This window comes from Streptomyces sp. NPDC051963 (genome assembly GCF_044593495.1).
GTDB lineage: Bacteria > Actinomycetota > Actinomycetes > Streptomycetales > Streptomycetaceae > Streptomyces.
This window is the reverse complement of the sequence record NZ_JBIUCC010000005.1, coordinates 576,671-589,906: the sequence shown is the minus strand read 5'-3', so window position 1 is coordinate 589,906 and position 13,236 is coordinate 576,671. Positions and strand designations below refer to the sequence as shown.

At 69.9% G+C, this 13,236-nt stretch carries 15 protein-coding genes; 6 read left to right on the top strand and 9 right to left on the bottom strand.

All coding sequences use genetic code 11. The features are described 5' to 3' along the window. Positions 1-194: 194 nt before the first annotated feature. Together ACIHFB_RS23455 and ACIHFB_RS23450 are read left to right on the top strand one after the other, a co-directional pair. Complete coding sequence (locus ACIHFB_RS23455) at positions 195-893, top strand: response regulator transcription factor (RefSeq protein WP_365272716.1); 699 nt, start codon at positions 195-197, stop codon at positions 891-893. Continuing rightward, entirely contained in the window at positions 890-2,278 is a 1,389-nt protein-coding gene (locus ACIHFB_RS23450) for a sensor histidine kinase (RefSeq protein ID WP_400127797.1), read from the top strand. The genes ACIHFB_RS23455 and ACIHFB_RS23450 overlap by 4 nt, the downstream gene beginning before the upstream one ends. Here ACIHFB_RS23450 and ACIHFB_RS23445 read toward each other — a convergent pair. The 6 genes from ACIHFB_RS23445 to ACIHFB_RS23420 form a co-directional block, all read right to left on the bottom strand. After that, positions 2,244-2,744, bottom strand: coding sequence for an SgcJ/EcaC family oxidoreductase (locus ACIHFB_RS23445; RefSeq protein WP_400127796.1), 501 nt, complete (start codon positions 2,742-2,744; stop codon positions 2,244-2,246). The genes ACIHFB_RS23450 and ACIHFB_RS23445 overlap by 35 nt on opposite strands. A 438-nt stretch (positions 2,745-3,182) precedes the next feature. After that, entirely contained in the window at positions 3,183-3,572 is a 390-nt protein-coding gene (locus ACIHFB_RS23440; RefSeq protein WP_365272708.1) for a hypothetical protein, read from the bottom strand. Further along, positions 3,569-3,844, bottom strand: a complete 276-nt coding sequence (locus ACIHFB_RS23435; protein ID WP_365272705.1) for a hypothetical protein — start codon at positions 3,842-3,844, stop codon at positions 3,569-3,571. Before ACIHFB_RS23435 ends, ACIHFB_RS23440 begins: the two co-directional genes overlap by 4 nt. 78 nt (positions 3,845-3,922) lie before the next feature. Further along, on the bottom strand, positions 3,923-4,939 hold the full coding sequence (locus ACIHFB_RS23430; protein ID WP_400127795.1) for a hypothetical protein: 1,017 nt from the start codon (positions 4,937-4,939) through the stop codon (positions 3,923-3,925). 338 nt (positions 4,940-5,277) lie between these two features. Next, positions 5,278-5,460, bottom strand: coding sequence for a DUF397 domain-containing protein (locus ACIHFB_RS23425; RefSeq protein WP_365272700.1), 183 nt, complete (start codon positions 5,458-5,460; stop codon positions 5,278-5,280). Continuing rightward, positions 5,457-6,209, bottom strand: a complete 753-nt coding sequence (locus ACIHFB_RS23420; RefSeq protein ID WP_365273426.1) for a helix-turn-helix transcriptional regulator — start codon at positions 6,207-6,209, stop codon at positions 5,457-5,459. Before ACIHFB_RS23420 ends, ACIHFB_RS23425 begins: the two co-directional genes overlap by 4 nt. 138 nt (positions 6,210-6,347) lie before the next feature. Between ACIHFB_RS23420 and ACIHFB_RS23415 the strand changes: the two genes are divergently transcribed. Next, complete coding sequence (locus ACIHFB_RS23415) at positions 6,348-6,761, top strand: hypothetical protein (RefSeq protein WP_365272697.1); 414 nt, start codon at positions 6,348-6,350, stop codon at positions 6,759-6,761. A gap of 1 nt (position 6,762) precedes the next feature. Here ACIHFB_RS23415 and ACIHFB_RS23410 read toward each other — a convergent pair whose 3' ends face one another. Beyond that, complete coding sequence (locus tag ACIHFB_RS23410; RefSeq protein ID WP_400127794.1) at positions 6,763-9,066, bottom strand: tetratricopeptide repeat protein; 2,304 nt, start codon at positions 9,064-9,066, stop codon at positions 6,763-6,765. Between the two features lie 24 nt (positions 9,067-9,090). Then, positions 9,091-9,402, bottom strand: coding sequence for a trypco2 family protein (locus ACIHFB_RS23405; protein WP_365272692.1), 312 nt, complete (start codon positions 9,400-9,402; stop codon positions 9,091-9,093). Positions 9,403-9,521: 119 nt separating this feature from the next. Between ACIHFB_RS23405 and ACIHFB_RS23400 the strand changes: the two genes are divergently transcribed. Continuing rightward, positions 9,522-10,256 (top strand): sulfite exporter TauE/SafE family protein, encoded by a 735-nt coding sequence (locus tag ACIHFB_RS23400; protein WP_400127793.1) that lies wholly within the window; start codon positions 9,522-9,524, stop codon positions 10,254-10,256. Between the two features lie 23 nt (positions 10,257-10,279). After that, on the top strand, positions 10,280-11,116 hold the full coding sequence (locus tag ACIHFB_RS23395; RefSeq protein ID WP_400127792.1) for a PhzF family phenazine biosynthesis protein: 837 nt from the start codon (positions 10,280-10,282) through the stop codon (positions 11,114-11,116). Between the two features lie 19 nt (positions 11,117-11,135). Here ACIHFB_RS23395 and ACIHFB_RS23390 read toward each other — a convergent pair whose 3' ends face one another. Continuing rightward, positions 11,136-11,546, bottom strand: a complete 411-nt coding sequence (locus ACIHFB_RS23390; protein WP_365272684.1) for an SsgA family sporulation/cell division regulator — start codon at positions 11,544-11,546, stop codon at positions 11,136-11,138. Between the two features lie 210 nt (positions 11,547-11,756). Here ACIHFB_RS23390 and ACIHFB_RS23385 point away from each other — a divergent pair, with 210 nt between their 5' ends. Continuing rightward, positions 11,757-13,217 (top strand): sigma-70 family RNA polymerase sigma factor, encoded by a 1,461-nt coding sequence (locus tag ACIHFB_RS23385; protein ID WP_400127791.1) that lies wholly within the window; start codon positions 11,757-11,759, stop codon positions 13,215-13,217. Positions 13,218-13,236: the final 19 nt, after the last annotated feature.

Sequence of the window (13,236 nt, the reverse complement as noted above, 5' to 3'; positions counted from 1 at the left end):
TCCTCGCTCAGTCCGTGTGTGTCGGCTCAGTTTAACGAGCGTCCGAATATCCCCTCCGGAATACCGCATGGTGAGATGTCCGGCCGCTCGTTCTCGGACTGCACATGCCCGGTGCGCGGCAAAGGCACTCAGAAAAGTGCCACGGGTCACAAGGGCCCGCTGTGCATCAACTTTCAAGCACTAGGGTTCGGCCTGTGCGCGTACTTCTGGTGGAAGACGATGAGCCGGTGGCCCAGTCGCTGCGCCGCGGCCTGATCCGCTACGGCTTCGAGGTGGAGTGGGTGGCCACAGGCGGGTCGGCACTCGCCTACGAAGGGGCGTACGACGTCGTCCTCCTCGACCTCGGGCTGCCCGACACCGACGGCCTCGACGTCTGCAAGGCGCTGCGCGAGCGCGGCAGCGTACCGATCATCGTGATCAGCGCGCGCAGCGACGAGACGGACCGCGTGGTCGGCCTGGAGCTGGGCGCCGACGACTATGTGTCCAAGCCGTTCGGGGTACGGGAGGTGATCGCGCGGATCAGGGCGGTGATGCGGCGCGTCCAGCCCCGTACGACCGCGTCGGAGTCCGGCCCCGACCGCTACGGCCCCCGTCTGACGATCGACCGCAGGGCGGTCCGCGTCCGGCTGGACGGCGAGGAGGTGCCGCTCGCCCCCAAGGAGTACGACCTGCTGGCCTTCCTCACCGAGGAGCCCGGCGCGCTGATGTCGCGCGAGCAGATCATGGAGGCGGTCTGGGACGCGAACTGGTTCGGGCCGACGAAGACGCTGGATGTGCATGTGGCCGCGCTGCGCCGGAAACTGGCGGGCGCGATAGCGATAGAGGCGGTAAGGGGTGTCGGCTTCCGCCTGGAGATCCTCGGGGTCGGGGACGGCGGTAGCAGCCCCTCATGATCCGCCGGCTCATCCGCAGTTACGTCCTGCTCGTCGCCGTAGCCATCGCTCTGTTCACGGTGCCGGTGGCCTTCACGCTGACGGACCAGCTGCGGGACGACACCGCGGATTCCGTCCGGCGTGAGGCCGACACGATGGCCCTGCTGCTCGGCAACGGCAACGTCCCGTCGTGTGCGGCACTGGTCGAGATGGCCGCGGCGTACGCCGGTCAGACACCCGGTGCGGTCGAGGTGACCGGGAGCTGCGCCGCCTCGGACCTGCCGAGCCCGCAGCGGGACGCGGACCTGACCGAGGTCCTTCGGACGGGCGAGCCGACGACCGACTGGGGCTCCTCCTTCATCTGGGGGCCGGAGCTGGTGATCACGGTGCCCGCCCGCGAGAGCGCGGTGGCCGGCGACGGCCGCAACAGGGGCGAGGTCATCGGCGCCGTACGCATCGTGTACTCGACCGACCACCTGACCGACCGGCTGTGGCAGATCTGGGGCTTCCGCGCGGGCCTCGCGGTCGCCGTCCTCGCCGTGGCCGCCGTGATCGGTGCCGCGGCGGCACGGCGTATCACCCGCCCCCTGCGCCAACTCAACGACATGGCGACCAAGTTCAGCGACGGCGATCTGACGGCACGGTCGCCGGTGACGGGTCCGACGGAGACGCAGACCCTGGCCCGGACCCTCAACCAGGCCGGCGAACGCCTCGACACCCTGATCGCCTCGCAGCGCATCTTCGTCGCGGACGCCTCCCACCAACTCCGCACCCCCCTCACGGCGCTCAGGCTCTCGCTGGACAACATCGCGGACGGGGTGGACGACGAGTTCGTACGGGAGGACGTGGAGCAGGCGACCGCGGAGGTGGTCCGGATGAGCCGCCTGGTCAACGGCCTGCTGGTGCTGGCCCGCGCGGAGGCCAAGGTCACGGCGGCGGAGCCGCTGGCGCTGCGGGACATCGTCAACGACCGCCTCGCGGTGTGGAGACCGGCCGCCGACGAGCGCGGAGTCACCATCGCGCTCGGGGGGAGTGCCGACGACCGGCCGTCCGTGCTGGCCAGCCCCGGCCATCTGGACCAGGCCCTGGACAACGTGCTCTCGAACGCCCTGGAGGTCTCACCGGACGGCGGCACGATCACCGTACGGATGGAACCGAAGGGCGACAGGGTGGTGCTGTCCGTCCTGGACGACGGCCCCGGCATGTCGGACGCGGAGAAGTCCCGCGCCTTCGACCGCTTCTGGCGGGGCCAGGGCCTCACCGGGCGCGCGGGGTCCGGCCTGGGCCTCGCCATCGTCAAGCAGTTGGTGACGGACGACGGCGGAACCGTCGCGTTGCGGGACGCTCCCGGGGGCGGGCTGTGCGTGGAGATCAGCCTTCGGGCATCGCAGAGGAGTGGTGGTTGACGATCTTCCACTCGCCGTTGCGCTGCTTCTCGTACTCGTAGGTGTAGCGGGCCTCGACGATGCTCTTCTCGCCGGTCTCCGGGTCGGTGAGGGTGAAGTCGTACGCCCCCGTGTCGATCGCGGAGTTGCCGTCGAGAACCTTCACGACCGACGTGACCTTCTTCCCGACCGGCTTGTTCGCCAGGAAGTGCTCGAAGTAGTCGACGATGCCGGCCCGGTCGGTACGGATCTCGTTGGAGACGGTGGGAAGCAGGACGGCGTCCTTGGCGTAGAGGTCGGCGACCTTCTCCGGATCACCGGTCCGAAGCGCGGCGTTCCAGCCGTCGAACAGCGAAAGGATCTGCGCCTTGCCGGGCTTGCCGGCCCCCTCCGGCCCGGCCACCGCGACACCGGCGGCGAAGGTGCCTGCGGCGACGAGGGCGGTGGCGGTGACGACGGCGGCGCGTATGCGGGTCTTGCGGGTCATCGCAACTCCAGTGCGGGTCGGGGGACTTGCTTCCCTCCGCGTTCACCGCGGTGGAAGTGACTCCAGACTCGCCGTCCGCCGGCCAGCGCCTGTGCAGCCGACGTACAGGGGAGGGCCAGGACCCGCCCAACATACGCAGGGTGACGTTCCCGATCGCCTCAGCCCGCGAAGTCCTTGAGCGGCTCGGTGTCCAGGGTGATGTTCACCGGCTCGGGGAGCGGATCACGTGCCGTGACCTCGACCGCCATGAGCACGCCCGCCGGGTCCTCCACTCACCGTGCCCGTCCTCTGCCATCGGCTTCCGCACGCAGGCCTCGGTGCGCGTAGAGCCACGGACCCGGCACCCGCCCCGCCCACAGCCGCTGCAACCAGGCGATGATCTCGCGCAGCGGGGCCGGTCCCGGAACTCCGCGTAAGGCTGTCGCCACGCCCAGCTCGTCATGGTCGCTCGACGCGGATGCGTTTGCGGTTGGCGCACTCGGTCAGGGCGCGGATGTCGCCGAGGTCGTCGGTGAGGATGGGGGCGTCGCTGTATGCGATGGACGCGAGGACGACGCCGGCATCGATGACGTCGGAGGACTTGTTCTTCTGGCAGAGAACCGCGGCCGCCTTCGCCAGGGCTTCGGTGAATGGCAGCACCTCGCAGCCGTGCAGCAGGCGATGGAGCGCCGCCGCTTTCGGCCGCGCGTCCCAGCCCTGCGCGAGAACGCCCGCCGGGACGATGGGAAGCTTTCCTCTCCCGATCATCTCGTAGTGGCGGTTCAGGAACGCCGGTTCGTTCTTGGCGGCTGCGATCAGCGCGCCGGTGTCATAGATGATGTGGCTCATGCGCTGCGGCGCTCCTCATGCGTTTCGCCGAAGAGGTCGTCGACCCACGCGCCGGCTTCTGCGCGTTCCTCAGGCGTCGGCCACCCGTGCTCATCGAAGTGCTCCTCCATCGCCCGCAGCCCTTCACGCAGGATGCGGCGCTTGTCGAGGTACTGCTCCAGTGCCCGGCTGACCACCGCCGAGATCTGCTCGTCCTCGGCGGCGGCGTACTGCCGCAGCGCCTCGCCGAGCTCGGCATCGAGACTCACGCTGAACTTCACCTTCTCTGCCATATTACGAATGTAATCCGGGATCTCTGCTGGGACCACCGGCGCGCGGAGGCGCGCGTGCGTTCGCCCGCGTCGCCGCTGTCACCAGTTCCAGCGCCTCGGCGGGAGCCCGTTCGCAATGCGGTCGCGGTTGTCGCGATAGTGGTAGAACACGCGATCCTCGATGGGCACGGAGCGGAACGTGTCGGGTACGGGGCCGCCCGTACGGCGTTCCAGCTTCTTCTTGAGGAAGTAGGCCGACGTGACGCCCAGGTGGGCGATCTCCTCGAAGCCCTTGGCGATGTCCTCGTCGGACATCGGGTTCTCTGCGTCCTCCTTGCGGCAGTCCTCGCAGATGCCCCGGTCGATCTTCACGGTGCGTTCGTCCTGGTCACAGGTTGCGCAGGCCATGATCACGCGGGTGATGCGGCCGCGGAGGGGACGGCTCTCGGCCGGCGCGGCGCTGGCGTCGCTGTTCTGCGGGGGCATCTTGGCCTCCAGTCGGTTGCGGGCGAGTCCGCCCGGGTTGGTGACATTGGGTGGGAGCCCGTCGGTCAGGGCTCGGGTGATGTCGTTCGGCGTCGCGCCGCGGGACAGCCACTCCGCGGCGAGGGACTCGAGGGATCGGCAGTCGGCCTCGGACAGGGGCATGCGAGGGTCGGCGGCGCGGAGCCCGGCGAGGGTGCGGTATGCGGCGCTGGGTTCGCCAGGAGCCGGCTCGTCCTGCGTGGCTTCGGGAGTCGGCTGCGGCGTCGGGTCCTCGATGCGGGCCAGGCCCGGTCGGTAGTCCGTCACGTCCTTGCCGTCGCGCTCCCGCGCGAAGTTCGCCCACCACTCCGGTGACCTGCGCGTACGCGACCAGTACGTGCGCGTCACCCACCGCATGGTGTTGTCCGCGAGGGTGATGTGCTCCTTGATCCAACGCAGGTGACCGGCTTCGGTGAGGCGGTTCAACGACGAGCGCATCGACTGCTGGCCGTAGCGGGGGTGTTCCGCCGCGAGCACCTTGTGGCCCATCGCGTGACCGTCGTCGAGATGGTCGATGAAGACGGCGACATCGGCGTCACGCGGGATCAGATGTGCGAAGTCCGGGTCGGCGTGCGGGTCTTCGTCACCCACGCAGCGTTTTCCGTAGCCCGTTTTGGCCAGGGGGTGCGACGGGGACGGCAGGGCGGGGCTAGGGTGGTGGCAAGCCACTGTCGAGGCTCCTCGTTCGCGTAGGTACCGAGGTTCCTCGATACGTAGGTCCAGGCCCCGGAGCCGGTGCTACCAACACCGACCGGGGCCGATCTATTTGCTCGTTTGCCGCGAACCTAGAGCGGCTTCACGTTCCGACGCAAGCCGATCACGGAACGTCACTCTTTCGAGGTATGACGCCTCAACTCACGTTCAGACTTGGTTGGTTGGGTCGGATTTAACCCAACCCAGAACCCATGGAAGAGCTCGGAGCCCGAGGCTCAAGCTCCGGGCTGAACTGCGGAAATGAACGCCTCCCACGCGGGGGCGGTGAGCTGGAGCTCGGGGCCCGAGGGGACCTTGGAGTCGCGGATGTGGATGCGGGTGGAGAACGCAGCTTCGACGCAGTCGCCGCCCTCATCGTCGCTGTAGCTGGACTTGAACCACATCAACTGGTCACTCATGACTGCTCCACCATCCGCTCGATGAATCGGGCCGACTCAGCGGGGCTGAGGGCCTGCGCGCGGATCATGCTAAGCCGCTCGGTCACGCGGCTGACAACATCCGGATCGGCGGACAGCTCACTGGCGAACGGGCCCTCCGTGAAGGCGAACCGCTCGTGGTCGCGGGTCTCCAGCAGAACCATGGGCCCCATGAGCGCGGCGGTAACGGCCCGCTCGAATGGAAGCACCTGCAACGAGACGTTCCGCAGCCGCGCAACGTCCAACAGGTGACGCAGTTGTTCTGTGTCCACCTGGGGACTGCGTAGCACAGCCTCATAGAGGACGAAGTTCAAGGCCACCGGCGGTCTGCGTTCCGTGAGGATGGCCTGGCGCTCCATGCGCGCGGCGATCCGCTCCTCTACCGTCTCCTCGTCCAGAGGCGGGAGGCGGTTCTCGATCAGCGTCCGGGCGTACCCCTTCGTCTGCAACAACCCCGGGATCAGCGTGACTTCGTAAGACCAGCGGCTGATCGCCTCCTTCTCCCGCTCCATGAAGTCCTGCGCCCGCGCCGGGAACTTCTCCTTCAGGAGGTACTCCTTGGCCGCACTGAGCAGCCCCTCCGCCCGGCACAACTCGTCGGCCACGTCCAGCACGCGCGGCGTCGGCATGCGTACGCCCTGCTCCATGGACTTGATGGTGTCCGGCGAGTAGTTGGAGGCGGCGGCCAACTCGTCGCGGGTCACGTTCGCCTTCGTGCGCCAGCGTTTCATCTGGTTACCGCTGTAACGCCAGTTGAGGGGCGACGAGTGGGAGTTGTACTGCACTGACACAGCGGGCACCTCCGGCCGATACACCCCGGCGAGTATCACCTCAGTCGCTACCGAGCGTAGCCCGCTCGGCGGCACGGTGTGACCATGACGAACGCAATTCCCCACTACCGGCCCGAGTGGGTTCCCCTGGCCGGCCACCAACTCTGCGTATCCGGCGTCCACTTCGACGCGGTCCGTATCCAGGGGGTACGAGGAGAGCAGGTCGCCGCCGACCTCATCGAGGCGGCCGACGGGGACGCGGGGCCGGTGGTGTGCGAGGCGGTCGGGTTCCGGTGGATGTACTTCCTGCTGGCGCCGGGGGCCGCGCGGGGGCAGCAGTGGCCGTTGGGCGTGCAGCGGTTCTGCGGGGCCGGGAGTGGGAGCCGTACGGTCACCTACGTCGGGATTCCGGCGCTGGACGGGAACACGTGGCCGTTGCGGTGGTACAGCGAGCCTACGGTTACGGCGCCGTTTGTGGAGGCGGGGCGGTTGCGGGGGGTGGTGGGGGCGTAGGTCAGGGCTGTTGGGCACGGGCGTTGGACAGATTCGCGCGGACGGTTGTTGTCGTCGGGTGGTCCTCGCCCAGTGCCCGAATACAGCCGGTCAGCGCCTGCTCGTACAACGGGATCGCCCGCGCCACGTCCCCCCAAGTCACATACGCGCCAGCCAGGTTGTTCAGCGAAACCAGCGTGTCCGGGTGATCCTCACCCAACACCCGCACACGATCCTCCAACGTCCGCTCGTACAACGGGATCGCCCGCACCACATCACCCGACACCTCATACGCGTAAGCCAGGTTGATCCGCGAAGTCATCGTGCTCGGGTCATCCTCACCGAACAGCCGGACAGCCGCCGCCAGGGAACGGACGAAGTAGCCGGTTGCCTGACTCAACTGCCCTTGCTCTTGGAGGAACTGTCCTGCCTGATGGAGGATCAGATCCATCTCAGCCGTGTCCTCGCCCGGATCGCACGCGTCGAGGACGGCTTCGACGTGCGGAAGCAAGGCTCTCCACGTCGGCCAGCCCGCGACGTTCGCGCGGGGATCGCGCGGAAGCTCGTCGATCATCAGCCTCGTGGCCCTGTCACGCGCAGCCAGGATGCCCGCCTGGTCACGATGCGGGTCGTCCGGCGACGGTGTACGGGCCACCCTCTGGACCAGGCGGTGGATGCCGATCCCCGCCCGGTCGAGCGTGATCATGTTGTAGTCGGCCAGCAGCCCCAGGAGCTGGGCGAGGTCGACCGGGTCCTCGGCGAGTGGCTCGAACAGGGCTCGTGGAATGCCGCTCGGGGCATACCACGCTGCGATCCGCAGGATGTCCACCGCCCTGGGATCCTTCTCCTCAAGCACGTCCAGTGTGATGCGCCAGATCCGCGCGACCGTCCGTGCGGGGTCGGAACCGCCTGGTGCCGCATCCGTGGCGCGCTGGGGGTGCCGGTGCAGCATGGCGCTGTAATCGGCGATCGTGATCCCGGTCTGGGCGATAAAGGCCCCGGCCTGTTCCAGCGCGAGCGGCAGGTAACCCAACTCGTCGGCCAAGGCCTGGGCCTCGTCGACGTCAGCATCCTCGACGAGGCGTGACAAGAGATCCCGCGCTGCTTCCTCGTCCAGCACGCGCAAAGAGATCGGTTCGCACACCCAGCCCCGTTTGTACCGGCTCGTGATCAAGTGGCGGCCCGATGCCCGCAGTTGGCCTGTCCAGGCGTGCACATCCTCCGGTCCCTCCGCGTTGTCGAAGACCAGGAGCCACCCGGGATGCGTCTGCAACCACCCCACCGCCCACTCGGCGGCCTGCGTCGTGGTGAGCTCGGACGCCTCCTCGCCCCGCAGTCGGACGGTGAGGGCGGCGAAGCCCGCCTCGATCAGCTCGGGGGTGTCGGAGCGAATCCACCACACCAACCGGTACGCCCCGGCATAGTCATGCGCGTAGTGCAGGGCCAGCGTCGTCTTCCCCACACCCCCGAGTCCGTGCACCGTCTGCGTGATCGTCTGTGACTCCGCAGACAGAGCCCGCTCCAGCTCGGCCATCACCTCCGCCCGGCCGACGAAGATCGGTGACGGCAGCTCGGGCAGGTTGTTCACGCCCGGCGGGACTTCGACGTCGTACGCCGTTGCCGTGCGCGGCGGCCCCTCGCGGTCGGCGGCCGTGACGTCCTCCGGGACCAACTCCCCCACCGCCGCGACGAACCCGGGCCGCGCCGCCAGCGAGACCACCGACACCGCCGTCAACTGGTCCCCGTCGTAGTCCCGTTGCCGGTCGGTCGTCACGACCCCGATGAGCCGGCCCCACGCGAACAACGCCGCCCCGGACGCCCCCGCCCACCGCGACTTCTCGTGCGGCTTGCTGGGTACGGCGACCTGGTCGACGTACGCCGTGATCAGTCCACCGGACTTGAGCCCGGTCAGCGTCTCGATGTGGCCGCGGATCTCTTTGGTGTCCCGGACACCGTCCCGCACCTCGGACCGGGGAAACCCGACCGCGACGCACGTCAGCCGTTGCTCGTCCCGCACGACCGTGCCGTCGATCCGGCCCCACCGGACGGGTTCGGCGCCCGACGGCGGCTGCCAGGCCGGGTCCGTGATCCTGACCAACGCCCCGTCGGCCCCCGGCTCCCGCTCCGGATCAGGTAGCGGAGTCTGCGGCCACAGCACCTCCGCCGCAGCCCATTTGGCATCGCGGCCGAGCCCTCGGACCTCCAAGGTCCCGCAGCGCAGCACATTGTGAAGAGCCGTCAGGACCAGCCGGTCCGCGACCAGGTATCCGGTGCCGGAACACTTCCCGACCGGGTTCCACACCTCGACAACCCGTCGCACATCCACAGGCCAACACCCCCGTGCTCCCCGTTACTTGGGGCGTTCCCCCGAGTCGTCCGCGATACGCAGATCCGTGCCCTCGGCGTCGACCGGCTGAAGTGTGATCTTCACGCGGTTCGTCGTGCCCTTGGAGCGGGCGGCCTTCGCCTCCGCGCCGAACGGCAGCACCAGGACCTTCGCCCGCGCCTCCCCGTCCTTCTTCACGTCCACGGCGAACTCGATCTCCACCGCGCCCGTCCGGAACTGGATCTCCTGTCCCGCCCCGTCCCGCGCAGCCTGCTGAAGCTCCGTGCGGATCGCCCCGATCGCCTCGGCCAGCCCCGCCCACGCCTCGTCCGCCACCGGGCGCCCCCTTCATCCCCGTACACCCGTCGTGGGCGCAGCGTACTCGCCGTGTCCACGGCTGACGCCCCGCTCAATGACATTGACCGAGCCAACCGATACGGCGAGGATCCCCACCCGTGTCAGCTGATCTCCTCCTTGCCGCGGTCGTGCTGCTCGCCTCCTGCGTCCAGTGGCTCACCGGCGTGGGATTCGCCCTGGTCGCCGCGCCGGCGCTGGTGGTGTTGCTCGGGCCGGGTGAGGGGGTCGCGCTGGTCAACTGTGCGGCCGGGGTGATCAGTGCCATGGGGCTGGCCGCCGGGTGGCGGCTGGTGCGGGCGGGGGCGATGCTGCCGTTGTGTGTCGCGGCGGTGTGCACGGTACCGGCGGGGAGCTGGCTCACCCGCCAACTGCCCGAGCCAGAGCTGATGTTGGTCATGGGCGGGCTGGTGACGGTCGCCGTTCTGCTCGTCATGCGGGGCGTCCGTGTGTCCGCGCTGCGTGGCACCGGAGGGGCCGTCGCGGCCGGTGCCGTGGGCGGGTTCATGAACTCGGCCGCGGGAGTGGGGGGACCGGCGATGTCCCTGTACGCGGTCAACGCGGGGTGGGCCGTACGGGACTTCGTGCCGAACGCGCTGTTCTACGGCGTGGTCGTCAACGTCTTCTCCGTGGTCGCGAACGGGGTGCCCACGATGGACTCGGCACGGTGGACCGCCGTCGCCGTCGCGATGGCCGTCGGTGCCCTGGCCGGGCGGGGGCTCGCCGGGCGCGTACCGGAGCAGCGGGTCCGGTCCCTCGTACTGCTGCTGGCCCTGGCGGGCGGGCTCGGGGCGGTGGGGAAGGGGCTGTGGGCTTATTGGGGTGGCCTTCGGTAGCCCGCCTCGTTACGGTCGGCCGCATGGAGATCTTGCGCTACACCGCCTTCACCGCCGACCCGGCCGGGGGCAACCCCGCGGGTGTGGTGCTCGACGCCACCGGGGTCGACGAGGCGACGATGCTGGCGACCGCGGCGGAAGTCGGCTATTCGGAGTCGGCGTTCGTGCTGCCGTCCGCCGAAGGCGCCCTGGACGTGAGGTACTTCAGCCCGCTCGCCGAGGTGCCGTTCTGCGGTCACGCCACGATCGCGACGGCGGTCGCGTACACGGACCTGCACGGAACGGGGCCCCTGTTGCTGCACACCAAGGCGGGCCCGGTACCCGTCACGACGGCCCGGGCGGAGGACGGTTCCATCGTGGCCACCCTGACCAGCGTCGAGCCGCGTACGGCACCCATCGCGGACGCCGATCTGGCCGAACTGCTCGCCGCCCTGCGCTGGTCCGCCGAGGATCTCGATCCGGCGCTGCCGCCGCGGGCGGCGTATGCCGGCGCCTGGCATCCGGTGATCGCCGCGGGCTCCCGGAGCCGCCTGGCCGACCTGGACTACGACATGCCCGCGCTCAGCGCGCTCATGCACCGCAAGGACTGGACCACCGTCGACCTGGTCCGGCGGGAGTCGCCCACCGTGTTCCACGCCCGCAATCCCTTCCCGCCCGGCGGTGTCGTCGAGGACCCCGCCACCGGTGCGGCGGCGGCCGCGTTCGGCGGCTATCTCAGGGAGTTGGGACTCGTGCCCGTTCCGGCGGCCTTGACGATCCATCAGGGTGTGGACATGGGGCGGCCGAGCACGATCTCGGTGACGGTGCCGGAGGCGCCGGGCAGCGGCATCGGCGTCAGCGGCACCGCCGTACGCATCTGAGCCGACCCACCACAACACCTCAGACTCCGCCGAGCAGTGAGGTGAGGCCCTGGTCGAAGGCCTCTGTGAGGTTCTCCTCGGCCGGTTCGACCACGGTGTACGAGCGGAGCAGGAAGCGGCGCAGGACGGCCGGGTCGAACCAGACCATGGCCACGCCCTCCGGCGCGTGCAGTTCCACGACCGTGCGGAGCGGGCCGCACGGCCATATGTGCACGCTGCCGAGCCCGGCGGCCGCGTCCAGCCCCTCCTCCAGCAGGGAGCGGGCGAAGGTCCAGGTCGCCGCCTGACCGGTGAGCGAGATATGGGCCGGGAAGTCGAGGTGCACGGCGAGGGGATCGGCCGAGGTGTAGCGGAGGGTCACGGGGACCGGGAGCTCACGGCCGGTGGTGATCAGACGGGCGTGGACGGGGTGTTCCAGGGTGATGTCCATGGTCGGACTCCGATTCGGATGAGGTGGGGCGCCTGTTTGGGCCGATGCCCTCCTTGAGTGCGCGGGCGGCTCGCTCATTACGCAGAAAACAGAGGACAGTTGATGTGATCCACATCACTCCCCCTGAGGCCGGGAACTTTTGTTGAATGTTATGGCATCTAGGCTTACAAACCTGTCCCTGCCACACCCGCAGGCAACTGGAGCCCCGCCATGACCGACGGCCCCCTCGCCGCCGCGCCCGCCCCGGAGTTCGCGTCCACCACCGCCGCGTACGCACGGATCTACGAGGAGCAACAGCCGCGCCTCGTCGCCTACGCACGGACGCTCACCCGGAACGCCTGGGTCGCCGAGGACCTCGTCGCCGAGGCCCACTTCCGCGTCTGGCGGCGGCTGGCGGCCGGGCACGAGATCGACAACGTGCCCGCGTATCTCATGACGACGGTGCGCCATCTCGCCGCCGCGGCCGGAAGTGCCGCGCGCGAGACGCCGCGGGACCCGCACACCGACGAGCACGCCGGACCCGACGCGCACATCGACGATCCGGCCGAACAGGTCTCCTCCGTCGACCTGTTGGTGCGGGTGCTGGGTCAGCTGCCCGAGCGCTGGGTGAAGGCGCTGTGGCTGGCGGAGGCGGAGGGCCAGCCGCTGACCGCCGTCGGCACCCAGATCGGCATCCGGCAGGGCGCGACGGCGGTCCTGCTGCACCGGGCGCGTGAAGGCATGCGCCAGGCCTTCCTGCGGACCCAGGACGGCGCCCCCGACGACCCCGCCTGCGAGGTGCATTGGGGCCGCATGCCCGCGTATGTGCGCGGCAACGCGACCTCGCGCCAGTCGGAGCGGCTGCTCGGTCATGTGGACGCCTGCGAGGACTGCCGCCACCGGCTCGCGGTCCTGATGCGCGCCAACGACCGGCTGCCCGCGTTCACCGGTCCCGCTCTGCTGGTCTTCGCGCTGGGCGGCACGGGCAAGTTCCTGCTGTCGTTCGCTGCGGGGTCCGCCGGTGCGGCGTCCGCCGCGGGCGCGGCGGGCGGGCACGTCAGCGGACTGTTGGACGGCGTACGCCAGGCCGCGACCGGCTCGAAGGTGCCGGCGTCGGTCGCGGCCGGTACGACGGTGGTGGCCGCCACCGCGCTCGTCCTCGCACTCGGCGTGCTCGACTCCCCTTCCGGTCAGCCGGGGGGCGTGCCGATGGCGAAGGACCCCGTGGCCGAGATACCCGTGGAACAGCCGTCGAAGGACGTGGCCGCGGAGGTGCCGGTCGACCGGCAGAACGACGAGCAGGCCGGGTCGAACGACCGGACCGGCCCCGCGCACACCGTCGTCGACGCCCCGGCCGACACCTCAGTGGTGGTCCCGGTGACGGTGATCGACGGGTCGACGCCGAGCGGTCCGGATCCGCGCCCTGCCACCCCGCAAGCACCGGAGGAGCCGGCGGGGTCGCCCGCGCCGGGGCCCTCGCCCACTCCCGTCGGGGAGACACCGCCCCCTCCGGGGCAGGCCGAACCGAGCGAACCGGCAGAACCGACGGAGCCGTCAGGCCCGTACGAGCCCACCGACCCCAGCGAACCCGGCGAACCGACGCCCCCCGCCGAACCGACGGAACCCGCGCCCTCCGAACCGCAGCCGGAGCCCTCGACGCCCCCCTCCCCCGGAGAGGGCTGCGAGGACTGACGACGCCGACGGGCCCCTG